The sequence below is a fragment of the Geobacillus sp. FSL W8-1251 genome (assembly GCF_038005945.1).
Classification (GTDB): domain Bacteria; phylum Bacillota; class Bacilli; order Bacillales; family Anoxybacillaceae; genus Geobacillus; species Geobacillus stearothermophilus.
In genome coordinates this window covers 1,458,048-1,478,899 of record NZ_JBBOUF010000001.1, presented here as the reverse complement: position 1 = coordinate 1,478,899, position 20,852 = coordinate 1,458,048, and the positions used below count along the sequence as shown (strand labels likewise).

At 50.9% G+C, this 20,852-nt stretch carries 12 protein-coding genes, 7 tRNA genes and 3 rRNA genes; 20 read left to right on the top strand and 2 right to left on the bottom strand.

What is annotated here, in order from left to right:
* Positions 1 to 147 precede the first annotated feature (147 nt).
* Positions 148 to 753 (top strand): KinB-signaling pathway activation protein, encoded by a 606-nt coding sequence (locus NSS88_RS07730; RefSeq protein WP_055358236.1) that lies wholly within the window; start codon positions 148 to 150, stop codon positions 751 to 753.
* Positions 754 to 891: 138 nt separating this feature from the next.
* On the opposite strand, the gene pdaB is transcribed toward NSS88_RS07730, so the two are convergent.
* Positions 892 to 1,647, bottom strand: coding sequence for a polysaccharide deacetylase family sporulation protein PdaB (pdaB, locus tag NSS88_RS07725; RefSeq protein WP_050368743.1), 756 nt, complete (start codon positions 1,645 to 1,647; stop codon positions 892 to 894).
* A gap of 516 nt (positions 1,648 to 2,163) precedes the next feature.
* Between pdaB and NSS88_RS07720 the strand changes: the two genes are divergently transcribed.
* The 11 genes from NSS88_RS07720 (at position 2,164) to rocF (ending at position 9,710) form a co-directional block, all read left to right on the top strand.
* Positions 2,164 to 3,722, top strand: a 16S ribosomal RNA gene (locus tag NSS88_RS07720).
* 512 nt (positions 3,723 to 4,234) lie between these two features.
* Positions 4,235 to 7,162, top strand: a 23S ribosomal RNA gene (locus NSS88_RS07715).
* A 288-nt stretch (positions 7,163 to 7,450) separates the two neighbouring features.
* A 5S ribosomal RNA gene (gene rrf / locus NSS88_RS07710) occupies positions 7,451 to 7,567 on the top strand.
* Together the 16S, 23S and 5S rRNA genes with 7 tRNA genes alongside form the textbook arrangement of a ribosomal RNA operon.
* A 158-nt stretch (positions 7,568 to 7,725) precedes the next feature.
* Positions 7,726 to 7,800: transfer RNA gene (locus NSS88_RS07705), tRNA-Asn, on the top strand.
* 7 nt (positions 7,801 to 7,807) lie between these two features.
* Positions 7,808 to 7,883: transfer RNA gene (locus NSS88_RS07700), tRNA-Thr, on the top strand.
* Between the two features lie 9 nt (positions 7,884 to 7,892).
* Positions 7,893 to 7,964: transfer RNA gene (locus NSS88_RS07695), tRNA-Glu, on the top strand.
* 107 nt (positions 7,965 to 8,071) lie between these two features.
* Positions 8,072 to 8,146, top strand: a tRNA-Gln gene (locus tag NSS88_RS07690).
* A gap of 294 nt (positions 8,147 to 8,440) precedes the next feature.
* A tRNA-Lys gene (locus NSS88_RS07685) sits at positions 8,441 to 8,516 on the top strand.
* A 4-nt stretch (positions 8,517 to 8,520) separates the two neighbouring features.
* Positions 8,521 to 8,592: transfer RNA gene (locus NSS88_RS07680), tRNA-Gly, on the top strand.
* Between the two features lie 5 nt (positions 8,593 to 8,597).
* Positions 8,598 to 8,670: transfer RNA gene (locus tag NSS88_RS07675), tRNA-Ala, on the top strand.
* A 140-nt stretch (positions 8,671 to 8,810) separates the two neighbouring features.
* Positions 8,811 to 9,710, top strand: coding sequence for an arginase (gene rocF / locus NSS88_RS07670; RefSeq protein WP_055358309.1), 900 nt, complete (start codon positions 8,811 to 8,813; stop codon positions 9,708 to 9,710).
* Positions 9,711 to 9,774: 64 nt separating this feature from the next.
* Here rocF and NSS88_RS07665 read toward each other — a convergent pair whose 3' ends face one another.
* Positions 9,775 to 10,908, bottom strand: a complete 1,134-nt coding sequence (locus NSS88_RS07665) for an IS4 family transposase (protein ID WP_121678437.1) — start codon at positions 10,906 to 10,908, stop codon at positions 9,775 to 9,777.
* Positions 10,909 to 11,168: 260 nt separating this feature from the next.
* On the opposite strand from NSS88_RS07665, the gene sigW reads away from it, so the two are divergent.
* From sigW to NSS88_RS07625, 8 genes are all read left to right on the top strand, one after another.
* Positions 11,169 to 11,732 carry an RNA polymerase sigma factor SigW gene (sigW, locus tag NSS88_RS07660; protein ID WP_055358310.1) on the top strand — a complete coding sequence of 188 codons (564 nt, stop codon included), beginning with the start codon at positions 11,169 to 11,171 and terminating at the stop codon, positions 11,730 to 11,732.
* Between the two features lie 14 nt (positions 11,733 to 11,746).
* Positions 11,747 to 12,358, top strand: coding sequence for an anti-sigma-W factor RsiW (gene rsiW, locus NSS88_RS07655; protein WP_055358311.1), 612 nt, complete (start codon positions 11,747 to 11,749; stop codon positions 12,356 to 12,358).
* Positions 12,359 to 12,430: 72 nt separating this feature from the next.
* Entirely contained in the window at positions 12,431 to 13,252 is an 822-nt protein-coding gene (gene cdaA / locus NSS88_RS07650; protein WP_033016924.1) for a diadenylate cyclase CdaA, read from the top strand.
* A complete protein-coding gene (locus tag NSS88_RS07645) occupies positions 13,245 to 14,483 on the top strand; it encodes a CdaR family protein (protein WP_055358312.1) in 1,239 nt (412 codons plus the stop codon). The genes cdaA and NSS88_RS07645 overlap by 8 nt, the downstream gene beginning before the upstream one ends.
* Positions 14,484 to 14,510: 27 nt before the next feature.
* Complete coding sequence (gene glmM / locus NSS88_RS07640; RefSeq protein ID WP_033016922.1) at positions 14,511 to 15,860, top strand: phosphoglucosamine mutase; 1,350 nt, start codon at positions 14,511 to 14,513, stop codon at positions 15,858 to 15,860.
* A gap of 537 nt (positions 15,861 to 16,397) precedes the next feature.
* Positions 16,398 to 18,200: a glutamine--fructose-6-phosphate transaminase (isomerizing) gene (gene glmS, locus NSS88_RS07635; protein WP_049625214.1), complete on the top strand. Its 1,803-nt coding sequence runs from the start codon at positions 16,398 to 16,400 to the stop codon at positions 18,198 to 18,200.
* A 249-nt stretch (positions 18,201 to 18,449) separates the two neighbouring features.
* A complete protein-coding gene (locus NSS88_RS07630; protein WP_049625735.1) occupies positions 18,450 to 20,420 on the top strand; it encodes a type I restriction-modification system subunit M in 1,971 nt (656 codons plus the stop codon).
* Positions 20,417 to 20,824, top strand: coding sequence for a hypothetical protein (locus NSS88_RS07625; RefSeq protein ID WP_341083871.1), 408 nt, complete (start codon positions 20,417 to 20,419; stop codon positions 20,822 to 20,824). The genes NSS88_RS07630 and NSS88_RS07625 overlap by 4 nt, the downstream gene beginning before the upstream one ends.
* The last annotated feature ends 28 nt before the right edge of the window (positions 20,825 to 20,852 follow it).

Here is a 20,852-nt window from a genome sequence, read left to right as displayed (position 1 = left end):
AAGTGAGCTCCTTTCTGCAAAAATCCCTCACCCTTAATATGAATGTTGGCGAAAAAAATATACATGGGGGAGATCGGAGCTGGCTTTTTCACAAGGGCGCTGGTAAAATGGTAAGCGGGTTATGCTGAAACGATGGAGGATGAAGCTGTGAACAGCCGCAAATGGGTGCGTTTATTTTTGACCACGCTGCTGATCGGCGGAATCGCGACAACAGCCGTCGGGATAGTTTTGAATTGGAAAGAGTTTGGACATCTCCTTGTACGTTTCGAGGTCATTGAATTTCTTGCCGTATTGCTTTGGCATGTCGGCGTCGGCTTTATTTTCAGCGTCATCAGCCAGGCGGGCTTTTTTGCCTATTTGACCGTCCATCGGTTCGGACTTGGCATGTTCCGTTCCCTCTGGAACGCTGTCCAGCTTGTTTTGATCATATTCGTGCTGTTCGATCTAGTCTATTTCCGCTACATGGTGTTTGCGGATAAAGGCGATTCGATCATCCCGTATGTATTGACCGCCTTGTTTATTTTGGCGGTTGGCTTAGCCGTTGCCTACATAAAAAGCGCGCAGACGAACAAAGGGGCATTCGTCCCGGCGCTGTTCTTTATGGTCGTGGTAACGGTGATTGAATGGTTTCCCGTTTTGCGCATCAATGACCGAGACTGGTTATATTTGATGCTGATTCCGTTATTAGTATGCAATGCATATCAACTTCTTATACTGCATAAATTGACAGGCGGCGCAGGATCGTCCGCGTAAAGCGCCGCCTGTTCTTTTTTGTCGGGCCGCTCATTCTAAAAGGAAACATGATCAGGATATCATCCAACTGCAACGGCCATGCTAAAGTCTTGAGGGAAGGCTGGCGGCTTTTAGGCGAAAACCCGCCTCCCGCCCTTTTTAGTCGATCCCTTTGCTTTCTGCTTCACCGTTGGCCAGCAGCTCAGAGAGGCTGGCGTTTTTATAGCCGTTTTCTTTCATGGCTGCAATAATTTTCGGCAGCGCCTTTGCCGTTTGTTTGGCTGAGTCGGACGCGTGAAGGAGCACAATATCGCCCGGCTCCAAATCGCTTGTAACGTTGGCGACAATTTGCTCTGTACCGGGATTCAGCCAGTCCTTCGAGTCAACGCTCCAATGCACAACCGTGTAGCCGAGAGACTCCGCAACTTTTAGCACCTTTTTGTTAAAATTCCCTCCCGGGGGGCGCAGCAACTCGACGTTTTTCACACCTAACATGTCGAACACTTTCTCCGCCATCATTAAATCTTGGCGGATTTTAGCGTTCTCGAGTTCTGCATAATTGACAAAATTATACCCCATGCTGCCGATTTCATGCCCTTCCTCTTTGATCCGCTTTACGACGGACGGATGGCGTTCAGCCCATGAGGCTGATAAAAAAAAGGTTGCGTTTTTAATCCCGTGTTGCTTCAATACGTCCAAAATTTTTTCCGCGTTCTCATCCCCCCAGCTAATGTCAAACGTCAATGCCACCTCATCGCGGTCATTGTCCACCTTGTACACGGCCTTAGGCCCAGAGGAAAGCGAAAACACGGGTCGGTTCATTTCATAAGCGTATAGGATGAACGCAGTGAAAAAAGCAGAACAAATAATAATGAGAGCTTTTTTCAATGTCCGCCCATTTAGTGCGTAAAACATGGCTTCCATCCCTCCCTAAACAGTTGTCCTATGTACATCTTATGCGGCGGTCTATGGCGGTTATGAAACATAATTGCCACTCCTTGGCGCCAGAGTAGGCAAAAGCGGGGGTGAGGATAAACATGGATTGGGATCCGCAAACTTCCTAAAAATATTATCTTGCATTTTTGGAGGTAAAGTGGTATATTTTTAAACGTCGCTGTTCGGAAAAGCAGCTTGGCAACAGCGAAGCAAAAAAGTGGTTGACATCAAAAAATTGTTATGATAATATAAAAGAGCTGTTTACAAAGGACAATTTACAGCGTTCCTTGAAAACTGAACGAAACGAAGCGCGACGAAAAGCGGAGGTCCGCGGGTCGCCGCGATGGGCAAATGTTCTTCGCCTGCAAGGGTGCTTGCACCCGGAAGGCGAAGGTTATTTGACCCCGAGCGGCGGCGGACCGAAGCTGGACAATCGAAGCTGGACAATACGAAAAGCAGAGGTCCGCATGGGCCGAAGCAAAAGCCAATCAACTTTCTTTGGAGAGTTTGATCCTGGCTCAGGACGAACGCTGGCGGCGTGCCTAATACATGCAAGTCGAGCGGACCGGATTGGGGCTTGCCTTGATTCGGTCAGCGGCGGACGGGTGAGTAACACGTGGGCAACCTGCCCGCAAGACCGGGATAACTCCGGGAAACCGGAGCTAATACCGGATAACACCGAAGACCGCATGGTCTTCGGTTGAAAGGCGGCCTTTGGGCTGTCACTTGCGGATGGGCCCGCGGCGCATTAGCTAGTTGGTGAGGTAACGGCTCACCAAGGCGACGATGCGTAGCCGGCCTGAGAGGGTGACCGGCCACACTGGGACTGAGACACGGCCCAGACTCCTACGGGAGGCAGCAGTAGGGAATCTTCCGCAATGGGCGAAAGCCTGACGGAGCGACGCCGCGTGAGCGAAGAAGGCCTTCGGGTCGTAAAGCTCTGTTGTGAGGGACGAAGGAGCGCCGTTCGAAGAGGGCGGCGCGGTGACGGTACCTCACGAGAAAGCCCCGGCTAACTACGTGCCAGCAGCCGCGGTAATACGTAGGGGGCGAGCGTTGTCCGGAATTATTGGGCGTAAAGCGCGCGCAGGCGGTCTCTTAAGTCTGATGTGAAAGCCCACGGCTCAACCGTGGAGGGTCATTGGAAACTGGGGGACTTGAGGGCAGGAGAGGAGAGCGGAATTCCACGTGTAGCGGTGAAATGCGTAGAGATGTGGAGGAACACCAGTGGCGAAGGCGGCTCTCTGGCCTGCACCTGACGCTGAGGCGCGAAAGCGTGGGGAGCAAACAGGATTAGATACCCTGGTAGTCCACGCCGTAAACGATGAGTGCTAAGTGTTAGAGGGGTCACACCCTTTAGTGCTGCAGCTAACGCGATAAGCACTCCGCCTGGGGAGTACGGCCGCAAGGCTGAAACTCAAAGGAATTGACGGGGGCCCGCACAAGCGGTGGAGCATGTGGTTTAATTCGAAGCAACGCGAAGAACCTTACCAGGTCTTGACATCCCCTGACAACCCAAGAGATTGGGCGTTCCCCCTTCGGGGGGACAGGGTGACAGGTGGTGCATGGTTGTCGTCAGCTCGTGTCGTGAGATGTTGGGTTAAGTCCCGCAACGAGCGCAACCCTCGCCTCTAGTTGCCAGCATTCGGTTGGGCACTCTAGAGGGACTGCCGGCGACAAGTCGGAGGAAGGTGGGGATGACGTCAAATCATCATGCCCCTTATGACCTGGGCTACACACGTGCTACAATGGGCGGTACAAAGGGCTGCGAACCCGCGAGGGGGAGCGAATCCCAAAAAGCCGCTCTCAGTTCGGATTGCAGGCTGCAACTCGCCTGCATGAAGCCGGAATCGCTAGTAATCGCGGATCAGCATGCCGCGGTGAATACGTTCCCGGGCCTTGTACACACCGCCCGTCACACCACGAGAGCTTGCAACACCCGAAGTCGGTGAGGTAACCCGCAAGGGAGCCAGCCGCCGAAGGTGGGGCAAGTGATTGGGGTGAAGTCGTAACAAGGTAGCCGTACCGGAAGGTGCGGCTGGATCACCTCCTTTCTAAGGACGAAAAGCGGAAGCGCCGCGTTCGGCTCTCGAAGCCAAATGTTCTTCACCCGGAGGGGTGCTGGCACCCCGAGGGGGAAGGTTATTTGGCAGAAGAGAGCCAGGCGCTGGAGCTAGACAAGACGAAAAGTGGAGGCCGCAATGGCCAACTGTCGATACACAGCGCTTTCGTTTCGTTCAGTTTTGAAGGAATGAGAAATTCCTTCAAAAGCGCCTGTGCCTGCGTCTGCTAGCAGGTTCGGGGAAGTAGCTTCGTTTGCGTCTGCGTCTACAAGCGGATTCGGAGAAGCCGAATTCCTCGACGCAAGACTGCAGAGAAGCAAATTCAAGAAGCAGTCTCGTTCCTTGAAAACTAGATAACCGGAAAAGCGGAGGCTCGCGGGTCGCCGCGATGGGCAAATGTTCTTCGCCTGCAAGGGTGCTTGCACCCGGAAGGCGAAGGTTATTTGACCCCGAGCGGCGGCGAGCCGACGCTAGACAATAAGGAAGAAGCCGAGAGCGCTGTAGGTTAAGCTAGAAAGGGCGCACGGTGGATGCCTTGGCACTAGGAGCCGATGAAGGACGGGGCAAACGCCGAAACGCTCCGGGGAGCTGTAAGCAAGCGTTGATCCGGAGATGTCCGAATGGGGGAACCCACTGTCCGTAATGGGGCAGTATCCATGCCTGAATCCATAGGGCATGGAGGGCACACCCGGGGAACTGAAACATCTTAGTACCCGGAGGAGAAGAAAGCAAACGCGATTCCCTGAGTAGCGGCGAGCGAAACGGGAACAGCCCAAACCAAGAGGCGTGCCTCTTGGGGTTGTAGGACCGCTCATTGTGGGAGTGAGAAAGGAACGGGGTAGACGAACCGGTCTGGAACGGCCGGCCAGAGAAGGTGACAGCCCTGTAGTCGAAACTTCGTTCCCTCCCGAGCGGATCCTGAGTACGGCGGGACACGGGAAATCCCGTCGGAAGCAGGGAGGACCATCTCCCAAGGCTAAATACTCCCTAGTGACCGATAGTGCACCAGTACCGTGAGGGAAAGGTGAAAAGCACCCCGGAAGGGGAGTGAAAGAGAACCTGAAACCGTGTGCCTACAAGTAGTCAGAGCGCGTTCATGCGTGATGGCGTGCCTTTTGTAGAATGAACCGGCGAGTGACGATGGCGTGCGAGGTTAAGCCGAAGAGGCGGAGCCGCAGCGAAAGCGAGTCTGAACAGGGCGAAAAGTACGTCGTCGTCGACCCGAAACCAGGTGATCTACCCATGTCCAGGGTGAAGGCCGGGTAACACCGGCTGGAGGCCCGAACCCACGCACGTTGAAAAGTGCGGGGATGAGGTGTGGGTAGGGGTGAAATGCCAATCGAACTTGGAGATAGCTGGTTCTCCCCGAAATAGCTTTAGGGCTAGCCTCGGGATGGAGAGTGTTGGAGGTAGAGCACTGATTGGGCTAGGGGCCCTCATCGGGTTACCGAACCCAGTCAAACTCCGAATGCCAACGACTTATGCCCGGGAGTCAGACTGCGAGTGATAAGATCCGTGGTCGAGAGGGAAACAGCCCAGATCGCCAGCTAAGGCCCCAAAGTGCACGTTCAGTGGAAAAGGATGTGGAGTTGCAAAGACAACCAGGATGTTGGCTTAGAAGCAGCCACCATTTAAAGAGTGCGTAATAGCTCACTGGTCGAGTGACTCTGCGCCGAAAATGTACCGGGGCTAAACGTGCCGCCGAAGCTGCGGGATGACCGTTGGTCATCGGTAGGGGAGCGTTCTAAGGGCGTTGAAGCCAGACCGGAAGGACTGGTGGAGCGCTTAGAAGTGAGAATGCCGGTATGAGTAGCGAAAACAGAGGTGAGAATCCTCTGCGCCGAAAGCCTAAGGGTTCCTGAGGAAGGTTCGTCCGCTCAGGGTTAGTCGGGACCTAAGCCGAGGCCGAAAGGCGTAGGTGATGGACAACAGGTTGAGATTCCTGTACCACCTCCTTCCCGTTTGAGCGATGGGGGGACGCAGGAGGATAGGGCGAGCAGGCGGCTGGAAGAGCCTGTCCAAGCCGCAAGGCTGATCCGTAGGCAAATCCGCGGATTGTAAGGCCAAGCGGTGATGGCGACGGAGTCATCCGGAAGTCCCCGATTTCACACTGCCAAGAAAAGCCTCTAGCGAGGGAAGAGGTGCCCGTACCGCAAACCGACACAGGTAGGCGAGGAGAGAATCCTAAGGCGCGCGGGAGAACTCTCGTTAAGGAACTCGGCAAAATGACCCCGTAACTTCGGGAGAAGGGGTGCTCGTTTGGGTGAAGAGCCCGAACGAGCCGCAGTGAAAAGGCCCAAGCGACTGTTTATCAAAAACACAGGTCTCTGCGAAGCCGAAAGGCGACGTATAGGGGCTGACACCTGCCCGGTGCTGGAAGGTTAAGGGGAGCGCTTAGCGGAAGCGAAGGTGCGAACCGAAGCCCCAGTAAACGGCGGCCGTAACTATAACGGTCCTAAGGTAGCGAAATTCCTTGTCGGGTAAGTTCCGACCCGCACGAAAGGTGTAACGACTTGGGCGCTGTCTCAACGAGAGACCCGGTGAAATTATACTACCTGTGAAGATGCAGGTTACCCGCGACAGGACGGAAAGACCCCGTGGAGCTTTACTGCAGCCTGATATGGAATTTTGGTATCGCTTGTACAGGATAGGTGGGAGCCTGGGAAGCCGGAGCGCCAGCTTCGGTGGAGGCGGCGGTGGGATACCACCCTGGCGGTATTGAAGTTCTAACCCGCACCCCTTAGCGGGGTGGGAGACAGTGTCAGGCGGGCAGTTTGACTGGGGCGGTCGCCTCCCAAAAGGTAACGGAGGCGCCCAAAGGTTCCCTCAGAATGGTTGGAAATCATTCGGAGAGTGCAAAGGCACAAGGGAGCTTGACTGCGAGACGGACAGGTCGAGCAGGGACGAAAGTCGGGCTTAGTGATCCGGTGGTTCCGCATGGAAGGGCCATCGCTCAACGGATAAAAGCTACCCCGGGGATAACAGGCTGATCTCCCCCAAGAGTCCACATCGACGGGGAGGTTTGGCACCTCGATGTCGGCTCATCGCATCCTGGGGCTGTAGTCGGTCCCAAGGGTTGGGCTGTTCGCCCATTAAAGCGGTACGCGAGCTGGGTTCAGAACGTCGTGAGACAGTTCGGTCCCTATCCGTCGCGGGCGCAGGAAATTTGAGAGGAGCTGTCCTTAGTACGAGAGGACCGGGATGGACGCACCGCTGGTGTACCAGTTGTCCCGCCAGGGGCACCGCTGGGTAGCTATGTGCGGACGGGATAAGCGCTGAAAGCATCTAAGCGTGAAGCCCCCCTCAAGATGAGATTTCCCACCGCGTCAGGCGGGTAAGATCCCTCGAAGATGACGAGGTCGATAGGTCCGAGGTGGAAGCGTGGCGACACGTGGAGCTGACGGATACTAATCGATCGAGGGCTTAACCTAACAAGAAAAGTGGAGGCCGCCTGCTTATCGGCGAGGCGCGCTGGAGGGCCTGCGAGCGGGCTTAGCCCGCCGCAGCAGGACCGAAGCGTCGCGAGCCGATGGCGGCCGGAACTAGACAGCGAAAAGCGCAGGCGAGCGGCGGCGAGCCGGAGCTAGACAATGAAAAGTGAAAGCGCCCCGGCTTCTTCCTGAAACGGTTATCTAGTTTTGAAGGAATGAACTTCCTGTTGACAAATAAAGCAAGGTGGATATAATAATTATTGTCTAAAGCAAATCGATCATCCATTGCCTAGTGGTGATAGCGGAGGGGAAACACCCGTTCCCATCCCGAACACGGAAGTTAAGCCCTCCAGCGCCGATGGTAGTTGGGGCCAGCGCCCCTGCAAGAGTAGGTCGCTGCTAGGCAATGTTATTCACTTCGCAATAGCTCAGCGACGAGCTTTAGCATCGTTGAATTTACTTTGAGTTGTCCCGATGTATCTGACTCCTTATGAATTGGCTGGCAGAGGAAGAGGCAACAAGCACATTGAGAAGATGTGCATGACATATAGTTTATTCATCATTCCGCAATAGCTCAGCGGTAGAGCAACCGGCTGTTAACCGGTAGGTCGTAGGTTCGAATCCTACTTGCGGAGCCATTTTTATGCTTCCATAGCTCAGTAGGTAGAGCACTTCCATGGTAAGGAAGAGGTCACCGGTTCGAGCCCGGTTGGAAGCTCCATTTCTCACTGGCCCGTTGGTCAAGTGGTTAAGACACCGCCCTTTCACGGCGGTAACACGGGTTCGAATCCCGTACGGGTCACTTTCGTTCAAATCAACCGCCCTTCGAAGGGCGGTTGATTTGAAAATGTATAGCCACATGGCAACAGTGACATAATAATTACCGGATATCGAATCGTTTCACAGCGTTGGGCTATAGCCAAGCGGTAAGGCAACGGACTTTGACTCCGTGATGCGCTGGTTCGAATCCAGCTAGCCCAGCCATTATTTTTTGTACATAAAATTTACATGCTATGGGTCATTAGTTCAGCAACGAGCGTTACATCATCGAGTTGGCTTCGAGTTGCCCCGACGCATCTGACATCTTCGAATATGCTAGTAGAGGAAGGGGCATCGTTGTCTCGGAGTGTTATTGAACCCATGAGCCATTAGCTCAGTAGGTAGAGCAACGAGCGTTGCATCATCGAGTTGGCTACGAGTTGTCCCGACGCATCTGACATCTTCGAATAAGCTTGTAGAGGAAGGGGCATCGTTCACTGTGAGTGTATACCTAACCATGAGCCATTAGCTCAGTAGGTAGAGCATCTGACTTTTAATCAGAGGGTCGGAGGTTCGAGTCCTCCATGGCTCACCATAGCGCGGAAGTAGTTCAGTGGTAGAACACCACCTTGCCAAGGTGGGGGTCGCGGGTTCGAGTCCCGTCTTCCGCTTGGGCGGGGCCTTAGCTCAGCTGGGAGAGCGCCTGCTTTGCACGCAGGAGGTCATCGGTTCGATCCCGATAGGCTCCATCAAGAGCAGACTGCTTGACAACCACAAGCAGTCTGCTCTTTTTTGTTATATCGGTATAAATATTCAAAATTTTGTCAAGTTGAGTCATCCCCTTTCTTTCCTCTACAATAAAGACGTAACGAAAGGAGTGGGAGACAGCATGAAGCCAATTTCAATTATCGGGGTTCCGATGGATTTAGGGCAGACACGCCGCGGCGTTGATATGGGGCCGAGCGCAATGCGTTATGCAGGCATCATCGAACGTCTGGAACGTCTTCATTACGATATTGAAGATTTGGGAGATATTCCAATTGGGAAAGCAGAGCGGTTGCACGAGCAAGGAGATTCACGGTTGCGCAATTTGAAAGCGGTTGCGGATGCGAATGAGAAACTCGCGGCGGCGGTTGACCAAGTCGTTCAGCGGGGGCGCTTCCCACTTGTGCTGGGCGGCGACCATAGCATCGCCATTGGCACGCTTGCCGGGGTGGCGAAACATTATGAGCGGCTTGGAGTGATCTGGTATGACGCGCACGGCGACGTCAACACCGAGGAAACGTCGCCGTCTGGAAACATTCATGGCATGCCGCTGGCGGCGAGCCTCGGGTTTGGCCATCCGGCGCTGACGCAAATCGGCGGATACAGCCCCAAAATCAAGCCGGAACATGTCGTGTTGATCGGCGTCCGTTCCCTTGATGAAGGGGAGAAGAAGTTTATTCGCGAAAAAGGAATCAAAATTTACACGATGCATGAGGTTGATCGGCTCGGAATGACAAGGGTGATGGAAGAAACGATCACCTATTTAAAAGAACGAACGGATGGCGTTCATTTGTCGCTTGACTTGGATGGCCTTGACCCAAGCGACGCACCAGGAGTCGGAACGCCTGTCATTGGAGGATTGACATACCGCGAAAGCCATTTGGCGATGGAGATGCTGGCCGAAGCACAAATCATCACTTCAGCGGAATTTGTCGAAGTGAACCCGATCTTGGATGAGCGGAACAAAACAGCATCAGTGGCTGTAGCGCTGATGGGGTCGTTGTTTGGTGAAAAACTCATTTAATGCATGTGAGCAAAGAGGGTTGGTTGCGGGATTTACGGATATGATGATGATTCACGAGTGTTGATTATCCAAAATTAGACATACGCCTTCCATAAATTTGGGCATACTCAAACAAAGCAGCGGCCATCCCGGATTTCCAATCGAGAGGAAGCTGCCCAGAGAAAAAACGGCGAACAAACGAAATGAAGGAAAGAGAGACGTTCGTCCGTTTTTTGGTTTGATCATACAGCCATCGCAGCAACACATACGCGATGAACGCCGCAAACAGTTGGTTGTATACCGCATTTTCCGTCGTGCCAAACAAGGTCGGGACATTCAGATATTGCTTCACCCAACGGAAAAAGATCTCAACAGTCCAACGTTGTTGGTACATGTCGGCAATGGTTTCCGCAGACGCATGGAAGAGGTTCGTCACGACCCGAATGTCGCGGCCATTCGCATCTCGAAAGATCACTACCCGGTGACGCTTGGTGGAGCGGTATTGTTTCGTTCCCAACTGGCACGTGAAGTCGGCTTGAACCGATGAAGATGCGCTCGGAAGGCGGTTCAAGCTTTTTTTCTGATGAAGTTCGATGTTGTCCTTCATCCGAATGACAAAGAGCTGATGCTGCTCCACAAATCGATCGAGGCGTTCGATTTTGAAATACGCCCGGTCTTCCACGAGCACTTGTTGAGCGTTCGTCAACTGTTCTCCCACCGGGCCATCATGACGCAGTCCGATGGTTTCCACCACGTCTGCCGGCAACGAGGATTCCGGCGAATACGCGACGTGCAGCTTCACTCCGGCGCGTTCGCCGTGATACGGAGCCCATGGGAGGCGGTTTTTCCCGACCGTGACGGTCGTCGAATCCACCACCCGAAGCGGTTTGGGAAACCGAAGCGAACGGCGGGTTTGGCGGTTGCACTTGGAAATGATCAACGCCAACAAGCGTTTCATGATGTCATAGGGAACTTCTTTCGCTTTCTTGGATACTGTGGAATAATGGAATCGCGGCAATCCATACAGAGGCCCCACATCGGCTCCGTGGCGAAAGCTTTTCCATTGATGCATGGCGGCCAGCAGGAAGAAGTGAATCAACTCGCGCAACGTAAAGGTTCGAGACGAATCACGATACCCAACCGCTTCGGCAATCAGTTGAATCTCTTCATCCGAAACAAGTTTTTGCATCAAATTCGGGAGTGTGGTATGCTTGTTCATAGAGAGCACCTCCTGGGTTTGTTTGTGTTGCTACTCACATTCTACAGGAAAGGTGCTCTTTTTTCTATACCCTTTGGATTTTATTGGATAATCAACACGCCTGATGATGATTTGTTCCCGCTGTTTGTGAAAGAGGGGCTGCCATTTGTTTGGTGTCTCCTCTTTTTCAGTTGTATGATACAATAAATATGTTGCATGAAACTTTTCTTGATCGAGCGCCGTAATATACAGTAAGCCGTGAGGCGGGGGTATTGTATTTTATGGATCTATTTATTAAAAAGAGAATTAAGGCGATCCAAAAAGGGGATCAAAACGCATACGCGGATCTTGTCGATTTGTATAAGGACAAGATTTACCGCCTTTGCTATCGAATGTTGGGCAATCGGCATGAGGCGGAAGATGCGGCGCAGGAGGCGTTCATCCGCGCCTACATCCATATTGATACGTACAATCCTGAAATGAAGTTTTCCACTTGGCTGTACCGGATCGCGACGAACTTGACGATCGATAAATTGCGGAAACGGAAGCCGGACGTGTATTTAGATGAAGAGGTCGGAGGCACGGACGGGTTGACGATGCAGGCTCAGCTTCCTTCCCTCGAAACATCCCCGGAGGAGGCAGTGGAAAGCCTGGAGCTGCAAGAGACGGTGCAGCGAGCGATTGAGCAGTTGCCGGAAAAATACCGGAGCGTGATCGTGTTGAAATATATGGAAGATTTGTCGTTGCAAGAAATCAGCGAGATTTTAGGGTTGCCGGTCGGCACGGTGAAAACGCGGCTGCATCGCGGCCGCGAAGCGTTGCGCAGGCAATTGGGTCATTTATAAGAGGGTGGGAGACTATGGAATGTCCGAAAGAAATCGTGTTGCTCATGCACAGCTATTTTGATGGAGATCTCCAGCCAGAAGGAGAGCAGCAGCTGAAAGAACATTTGCGTTCGTGCGCTGCGTGCGCTGCCCATTTTCACGAGCTGAAAAAGACGGTTGCTTTCCTCCAATATGCCGCCCACGTTGCGCCGCCGTCGTCGTTTGCAGCCAAGGTTATGGAGGCGATGCCGAAAGAGAGAAAGACCGCGCGGCTGCGCCGCTTCCTGCATCGCCACCCGCTGCTTACGGCTGCCTCGTTGTTTTTAGCGCTCACTTTCGGCAGCTTAGCTTCTTCATGGGGGGAAAGAGGCGCGTTTTCCGTCTCAGCTGATGAACATGTCATCATCCGCGATCATACTGTCATCGTGCCGAAAGGAGAAACGGTCAAAGGGGATATTGTCGTCCGCAATGGCTCGATTCGGATTGAAGGAACGGTTGATGGGGACGTGACTGTGATCCATGGAAAGAAATATATGGCGTCCGCCGGGCAAGTGACAGGGGAAGTGGAGGAAATTAATCAAGTGTTTGAATGGATTTGGTATAATATTAAAGAAAGGTTCAATCGTGCGCTCCAATCGATTGAATGATGGCAGCCATCGTTCGATGGCTTTTTCCGTGGCCATCAACAGATTGGAATTAGAGATAAAGGAAGTGTGAAGATGTCCTTCGGAGAGCTCCCCATCGTGTCATATTTGTTAAAAGTGGTTGATATCCTTGTCGTTTGGTATGTGATTTACAAGTTGATCATGATGATTCGCGGGACGAAGGCCATTCAGCTGTTAAAAGGCATTTTTTTAATTATTTTGGTTCGTTTCGTGAGCAATTACCTCGGATTGACGACGTTGCAATGGCTGATGGATCAGGCGATCATTTGGGGATTTCTCGCGATCATCATCATTTTCCAACCAGAATTGCGGCGCGCCCTGGAGCAGCTCGGCCGCGGACGGCTGTTCACCCGCAATACGGTCAATGAAGATGAAGAGCGGATGCGAATGGTGGAAGCCATTGTCAAAGCGACCGAGTATATGGCGAAGCGACGCATCGGCGCGCTGATTTCCATTGAGCGGGAAACCGGAATGAACGATTATATCGAAACCGGCATTATGTTAAACGCTCATGTGTCGTCGGAACTGCTCATTAATATTTTCATTCCGAACACGCCGCTTCATGACGGGGCGGTCATTATTCAAAAAAACCAAATCGCTGCGGCGGCCTGTTATTTACCATTATCGGAAAGTCCGTTTATTTCGAAAGAGCTCGGAACACGCCATCGGGCGGCGCTCGGCATCAGCGAAGTGACGGACAGCGTCACCGTCGTCGTGTCGGAAGAGACGGGAGCAGTATCGTTGACGAAAAACGGCGAGCTGCACCGCGATTTAACGATCGATGAGTTTCGGGAGCTGTTGACCGGCGAACTTGCTCCAGCGACGAAGGCGCCCGCTTCTTCCCGTTGGCAATGGAGGGGGAAGAAACATGGATAAGTTGATGGACCATCCTTGGTTTATTCGCGTTGTCTCCTTATTGCTGGCGATTATGCTGTATATGTCAGCCAATGTCGGGGCGAAAACCGGTGAAACGCGCAACACGTTTGGCCAGGAAGATACGGAAACGTTGATCGATATTCCGGTGGTCGCTTACTATGATGAAGACAACTTGGTCGTATCTGGCGTCCCGAAATACGTGAACGTTACGCTCCAAGGGCCGGCCAGCATTGTCAAACCGACGGCTCTGCAGCGAAATTTCGAGGTGTATGTCGATTTAACGGAATTGCCGTTAGGGACATACACGGTGCCGATCAAATACAGGGACATCTCTGACAAGTTGAAAGTGACGATTCAGCCTTCCTCGGCCAAAGTGACGATTCGTGAAAAAGTGTCGAAACGGTTTCCTGTCGGTGTTGAATTTTTCAATCGAAACAAAATGCCGGATGGCTATTCCGTTGGAGAACCGACTGTGAAACCAGATGCCGTGACGATTACCGGGGCGAAGGAACTAATCGACGAGATTGCGTTTGTCAAAGCCATCGTCGACTTAGATGGGGCGACGGAAACGCTGACGAGAGAAGCGCGCGTTCGGGTGTACGATCGACGGGGAAATGAGTTGGATATTGAGCCAGAGCCATCGTCGGTGGAAGTAACCGTGCCGGTGAAAAGCCCGAGCAAGACGGTGCCGGTTCAAGTGCGAACAACTGGGGAGTTGCCGGATGGTGTGCATCTTGTCAGCATCACGCCGGAGCCGGATCGAGTGACGATTTATGGACCGAAGGAAGTGTTGAACCATATTGACAAGCTGGAAGGATTGACCGTTGATTTGGACGATATTACGGATGATGCGACGGTAGAACTTGACGCTCCGCTCCCTGATGGCGCAAAAAGCGTCAACCCAGACAAAATCAAGGTCCATATTGATGTGGAAAAAGACGTCACGCAAACGTGGAAAGACGTGCCGATCGCTGTCGTCGGCTTGCCGGATTCATACAAAGCTGAATTTGTCAAACCGCTTGAAGGCAAAATTACGGTCCGCCTTGTCGGTCCGCCCGATGTCGTCCGCGGGTTGACAAAAGACGATATTCGTTTGTATGTCGATGTCGGTGGACTTGACACCGGCGAACATCAAGTTCCCATTCAATGGAACCACCCTAAACAAGTCCAATGGCAACCGTCGGCGGAAACGGCGATGGTCCATATTCGCGACAAAGCAACTGCACAATAAACTGCATAGTAAGGAGAGAGTGAACGAATGGGCAAATATTTTGGCACTGATGGTGTACGAGGAGTCGCAAATCGTGAATTGACGCCAGAGTTGGCGTTTCAAATCGGCCGCTGCGGCGGATACGTGCTGACCAAAAGCGCTGAGCGCCCGAAAGTACTGATCGGGCGCGACACCCGCATTTCCGGCCATATGTTGGAAGGCGCCCTTGTCGCCGGGCTTTTGTCGATCGGGGCGGAAGTGATGCGCCTTGGTGTCATTTCCACGCCAGGCGTCGCCTATTTGACGAAGGCGCTTGGAGCGCAGGCCGGCATTATGATTTCCGCCTCCCACAACCCGGTGCAAGATAACGGCATTAAATTTTTCGGTCCGGACGGGTTCAAGCTGTCGGATGAGCAGGAAGCGGAAATTGAGGCGCTGATCGACAGCGCGGAGGATATGCTGCCGCGGCCGATCGGGGCTGGGCTTGGGCAAGTAAACGACTATTTCGAAGGCGGGCAAAAGTACTTGCAGTATTTAAAACAAACGATTGATGAAGAAGATTTTTCCGGGATGAAAATCGCCCTCGACTGCGCGCACGGGGCGACGTCATCGCTTGCGACGTACTTATTTGCCGATTTGGATGCGGATGTCGTGACAATGGGGGCTTCGCCCAATGGGCTCAACATTAACGAAGGGGTCGGGTCCACCCATCCGGAAGCGCTCGCCGCATTTGTCAAAGAAAAAGGAGCGGATGTCGGGCTCGCCTTTGACGGCGACGGCGACCGTCTCATTGCCGTCGATGAGAACGGCAACATCGTCGATGGCGACCAAATTATGTACATTTGCGCCAAATATTTAAAAGAAACCGGCCGCCTCAAGCACCAAACCGTCGTCTCAACCGTCATGAGCAACCTTGGGTTTTACAAGGCGCTTGAGGCGCAGGGAATCAAAAGTGTACAAACGGCCGTTGGCGACCGCTATGTCGTCGAGGAAATGAAGAAGAACGGCTATAATCTCGGCGGCGAGCAGTCCGGACACATCATTTTCCTTGACTACAACACGACGGGGGACGGAATGTTGACGGCGCTCCAGCTTGTCAACATCATGAAAATCAAAGGCAAGCCGCTTTCCGAATTGGCGGGGGAAATGAAAAAATACCCGCAGCTGCTTGTGAACGTCCGGGTAAAAGATAAAGAAAAAGCGATGGAAAATGAGCAAGTGAAAAAAGTGATCCAGGAAGTGGAGGCAGAGATGAACGGCAACGGCCGCGTTCTTGTCCGCCCATCGGGGACTGAGCCGCTTGTGCGCATTATGGCGGAGGCCCCGACCGAAGAAGCGTGCCGCGCCTACGTGGAGCGGATCGCGGATGTCGTTCGCCGTGAAATGGGAGTGGAATAACCGACCGCTTGGACAACCACCCTATGCATAGACGGAACGTTCGCTTCCGTTTATGCATAGGTTATTTTATATAAAGGGATGGATAGATGATAGTTGACGCCGCTGGGAATGTCCTGTAATATTAACATTGTTGCTTTTTTCTTGAAAGGAGGCGATGGCAGGGCGGAACAAGGAGATCAGGAACAGCAGTTGTTCCAGCGGATGGAACGTTTCAAAAAGAAAAACCGGTTGGTTGTTGCAATCGTTTTGACGACAAAAGCGCCTGGACTAAGCGTTGGACGGAAGAACGCTTAGTTGACGAGGAGGAGGTTTATCGAGGTTTTCGGCGGATGCCTCCCGGCTGGAGCGATGACAGCCGCAAGTCCTCTCTTAAAACAAAGGGGTGACCCTTTGCACAAAGGGGAGGATGTCATCGCGCGAAACGAAGAAGGGAGTCTGCCGCCCGTGGATCGGCGAGGCCCCGTTGTTCTTTGACAACTGAACATGGAAGGATCTCATTAGCGGCAGCCTCCAAGATGAAAAGGAGGAACATTTGCCATGTGCGGCATTGTTGGCTATATCGGTAATCAAGATGTGAAGGAAATTTTATTGCGCGGATTGGAAAAACTCGAGTATCGCGGCTACGATTCGGCGGGGATCGCTGTGTTGAACGAAAGCGGCGTGCATGTGTTTAAGGAAAAAGGACGGATTGCTGATTTGCGCCGCATCGTCGACCCGAACGTCAACGCGACGGTCGGCATTGGCCATACACGCTGGGCGACACACGGGGCGCCAAGCCGAGTGAACGCCCACCCGCATCAAAGCGCTTCAGGCCGTTTTACGCTTGTGCATAACGGTGTCATTGAAAACTATGAAATGGTCAAGCGCGATTATTTAGCCGATGTTACGTTTCAAAGCGACACGGACACGGAAGTCATCGTCCAGCTCGTGGAAAAATTCGTCCGTGACGGGCTGACAACGGAAGAGGCGTTCCGAAAAACGCTCTCGCTGCTAAAAGGATCGTACGCCATCGCCATGATCGATGCGCAAGACGAAAACACCATCTATGCGGCGAAAAACAAAAGCCCGCTTCTCGTCGGCTTGGGCGATGGGTTTAACGTCGTGGCGAGCGACGCGATGGCGATGCTTCAAGTGACGAATCAATTCGTCGAACTGATGGATGGGGAGCTCGTTATCGTCACGAGCGAGAACGTCACGATTCAAACGCTCAACGGCGAGACAGTCGAACGGAAGTCGTTTACGGCCGAGCTCGATGCAAGCGACATTGAAAAAGGAACGTATCCGCATTACATGTTGAAAGAAATTGACGAGCAGCCGTTCGTCATCCGCCGCATCATTCAAAAATACCAAGACGAAAACGGCGGATTGACGATTGACCAAGCGATCATCAACGAAGTGCTGAACGCTGACCGCCTGTACATTGTCGCGTGCGGAACGAGCTACCATGCAGGTCTCGTCGGCAAGCAGTTGATCGAATCGTGGGCGAAAATTCCGGTGGAAGTGCATATCGCCAGCGAATTTTCGTACAACATGCCGCTGTTGTCGGAAAAGCCGCTCTTCATCTTTATCTCGCAAAGCGGCGAAACGGCCGACAGCCGCGCCGTGCTCGTGCAAACGAACAAACTCGGCTATAAAGCGATTACGATCACGAACGTCCCAGGTTCGACGCTGTCGCGGGAAGCCGATTATACGCTCCTGTTGCACGCCGGCCCGGAAATCGCCGTTGCCTCGACAAAAGCCTATACGGCGCAAATTGCTGTGCTTGCGATTTTGGCCGCCGCGGCGGCAAAAGCGAAAGGCTTTGAGCTGGACTTTGACTTGACGAAAGAGCTTGCCATCGTCGCCAATGTGATGGAAATGCTGTGCGATGCGAAAGAGGAAATGGAGAAAATCGCGAGCGACTACTTGACCCTGACGCGCAACTGCTTCTTCATCGGCCGCGCCGTTGACTACTATGTCTGCCTAGAAGGCGCGCTGAAACTGAAGGAGATCTCTTACATCCAAGCGGAAGGGTTCGCCGGCGGCGAGCTGAAACACGGCACGATCGCCTTGATTGAGGACGGCACGCCGGTGATTGCCCTCGCCACCCAAGAGCACGTCAACTTAAGCATTCGCGGCAACGTAAAAGAAGTCGTCGCCCGCGGCGCGAACCCGTGCGTCATCTCGATGCGCGGCCTGGAAGGCGACGGCGACCGCTTCATCATCCCGGCTGTCCATCCGGATCTTACGCCGCTTGTGTCCGTCGTGCCGTTGCAGCTGATCGCATACTATGCCGCCTTGCACCGCGGCTGCGACGTCGACAAACCGCGCAACTTGGCGAAGAGCGTGACGGTGGAGTGAGCGGTTCGTTGGTCGGAAAGGCTGTTGTCCGCGGAAAATAAAGTTGGTAACTAGAAAATAAAGATGGTAACTGAAAAATAAAGTTGGTAACCAAGATAAAAGTGTTGGCAATAAAGCATTGCCAACACTTTTATTGTTTTTTAAAATAAATCGGTTAAATTCATATGGAAACCCAAAATGAAGGGGTCTATACTAAAAACGAAGAAGCATTTAAAAGGATTATGCTGATATAAAGGGAGTGAGGGTGTTATGAATTTTTCTGATAAAGTAAGTTTAATTTGGAATACTGCCGAATTATTACGTGGTGATTATAAACAATCCGATTATGGTAAAGTCATTTTACCGCTTACGGTCATTCGTCGATTAGATTGTGTTCTTGAGCCTACTAAGGATGCAGTATTAGAAAAATATAAAACGATGCAAGAACCTTTAACCTTGTTTAATCAAAGGATTTTATACCGTGTAGCGAATGCGCCGTTTTATAATGTTAGCCCTTTTACCTTGAAGAGCCTAAAGAATTATCCTAATTTGTTAGCAGATAACTTTCGTACATATTTGAACGGATTTTCCGAAAACGTCCGGGAAATTCTCCGACATTTTGATTTTGACGTGCATATTCAGAGATTAAGCGAATCAAATTTGTTGTATTTAGTATTAGATGAATTCTTAAAAATTAATCTTCATCCGGATGTCGTAAGCAACATTGAAATGGGGTACATATTTGAGGAGCTTATCCGTCGTTTCTCTGAACAATCCAACGAAACTGCCGGAGAACATTTTACTCCACGAGAAGTAATCAAATTAATGGTAAATATCTTGTTTGATGCCGATAAAGAAGCGTTAACCGGAGAAAAAGTTGTTCGTAAAATTTATGATCCAGCTTGTGGAACAGGAGGAATGCTTGCAGTAGCTCATGAGTATCTACGAAAGTTAAATCCTACGATGAATATCGAAGTTTTCGGACAGGAGTTAAATCCGGAATCCTATGCCATTTGTAAAGCAGATATGCTTATCAAAGGGCTTAATGCGTCTAATATAAAGTTTGGAAATAGCTTTACTCAAGATGGATTAGAGAATGAACAATTCCATTATTTCCTTTCTAATCCGCCATTTGGAGTTGATTGGAAAAAAGTTCAAAAAGAAATTGAAAAAGAACATAAAGAGCTGGGTTACTCAGGAAGATTTGGGGCAGGTCTTCCTCGCGTAAGTGATGGATCATTATTATTCTTACAACATATGATTTCTAAAATGAAACCAGGAGAAAGTCGTATTGCTATTGTTTTAAACGGAAGTCCGTTGTTCACTGGTGGAGCTGGTTCAGGGGAAAGCGAAATACGGAGATGGATTATTGAAAACGACTGGCTTGAAGCGATTATTGCTCTTCCGACAGATCTTTTCTATAACACCGGTATTGCAACCTATGTGTGGATCTTAAGCAACCATAAAAGTCCAGAAAGACAAGGAAAGATCCAGCTGATTAATGCCGTAGATTTTTACCAAAAAATGCGTAAGAGCTTAGGAAATAAAAGAAATGAACTTACTGAAGAACATATTCAAAAAATCGTAGAGCTATACAGTTTCTTCGAGGAAAATGAATACAGCAAAATTTTTGATAACGAAGACTTTGGCTATCGACGTATTACCATTGAACGACCATTACGTTTGAATTTCCAAACGAGCAAAGAGCGAATAGAAAGACTTTATGAGCAAAAATCATTTACAAAACTAACAAAAGAAGAACAAGAGGCAATTATTAATGCAATCAGAGATATTGATGATTCAAAACTTTTCCGAAATCGGGACGAATTTGAAAAGGAACTTAAAAAAGTAATAAAAAAAGCGGGGTTATCCATAAAAGCATCGGTCATGAAAGCGATTTTAACTGCACTATCCGAACGAGATGAACATGCGGATATTTGTTTAGACAAAGACGGAAATCCAGAACCAGATCCAGAACTTCGCGATTATGAAAATGTACCGTTAAAACAAGATATTTACGAGTATTTTGAACAAGAAGTAAAACCTTATGTTCCGGATGCCTGGATTAATGAAACGATAACCGATGATAAAGATGGATTCGTTGGAAAAGTTGGCTATGAGATTCCGTTTACTCGATACTTTTACAAATTCGAAAAACTTCGTCCATCCTCCGAAATTGCCAAAGAAATTCAAGAGCTTGAAGCAAGTATTGTGGAGAAGATTCGGGGGTTGTTGGCATGAAAGATTTAAAACAGATAGAACAATACACATCTTATACGAAATATAAAGATTCAGGAATTGAGTGGTTAGGTAAGATACCTGAACATTGGAAGGTGTCGAGAATAGAATATGTTGCTAATAAAACACTAAATTCAATAGACACCAAAGATATGAAAGGAAAAGAATTATTTTACTATGATATACCAACAGTACAAAGTGTTAATGATGGCAGATTAGAAAATGGAGATAACATAGAAAGTAACAAATATAAATTAAAAGGTGGAGAAGTATTAATTTCCAAATTAAATCCAAGAAAAAAAACAGTGGTATTAACAGAAAAGAAAAAACAAGACAGGCGTGTTGATTATCCAATAAAATCCAAAGGGTATAGAAAAAAGAGCACCTTTCCTGTAGAATGTGAGTAACGACACAAACAAACCCAGGAGGTGCTCT

Excerpts from the sequence above, each read along its gene's own strand:
- pdaB (WP_050368743.1), bottom strand. The coding sequence starts at position 1,647 with ATGTTTTACGCACTAAATGGGCGGACATTGAAAAAAGCTCTCATTATT.
- rocF (WP_055358309.1), top strand. The coding sequence starts at position 8,811 with ATGAAGCCAATTTCAATTATCGGGGTTCCGATGGATTTAGGGCAGACA.
- NSS88_RS07665 (WP_121678437.1), bottom strand. The coding sequence starts at position 10,908 with ATGAACAAGCATACCACACTCCCGAATTTGATGCAAAAACTTGTTTCG.
- sigW (WP_055358310.1), top strand. The coding sequence starts at position 11,169 with ATGGATCTATTTATTAAAAAGAGAATTAAGGCGATCCAAAAAGGGGAT.
- rsiW (WP_055358311.1), top strand. The coding sequence starts at position 11,747 with ATGGAATGTCCGAAAGAAATCGTGTTGCTCATGCACAGCTATTTTGAT.
- cdaA (WP_033016924.1), top strand. The coding sequence starts at position 12,431 with ATGTCCTTCGGAGAGCTCCCCATCGTGTCATATTTGTTAAAAGTGGTT.
- NSS88_RS07645 (WP_055358312.1), top strand. The coding sequence starts at position 13,245 with ATGGATAAGTTGATGGACCATCCTTGGTTTATTCGCGTTGTCTCCTTA.
- glmM (WP_033016922.1), top strand. The coding sequence starts at position 14,511 with ATGGGCAAATATTTTGGCACTGATGGTGTACGAGGAGTCGCAAATCGT.
- glmS (WP_049625214.1), top strand. The coding sequence starts at position 16,398 with ATGTGCGGCATTGTTGGCTATATCGGTAATCAAGATGTGAAGGAAATT.
- NSS88_RS07630 (WP_049625735.1), top strand. The coding sequence starts at position 18,450 with ATGAATTTTTCTGATAAAGTAAGTTTAATTTGGAATACTGCCGAATTA.
- NSS88_RS07625 (WP_341083871.1), top strand. The coding sequence starts at position 20,417 with ATGAAAGATTTAAAACAGATAGAACAATACACATCTTATACGAAATAT.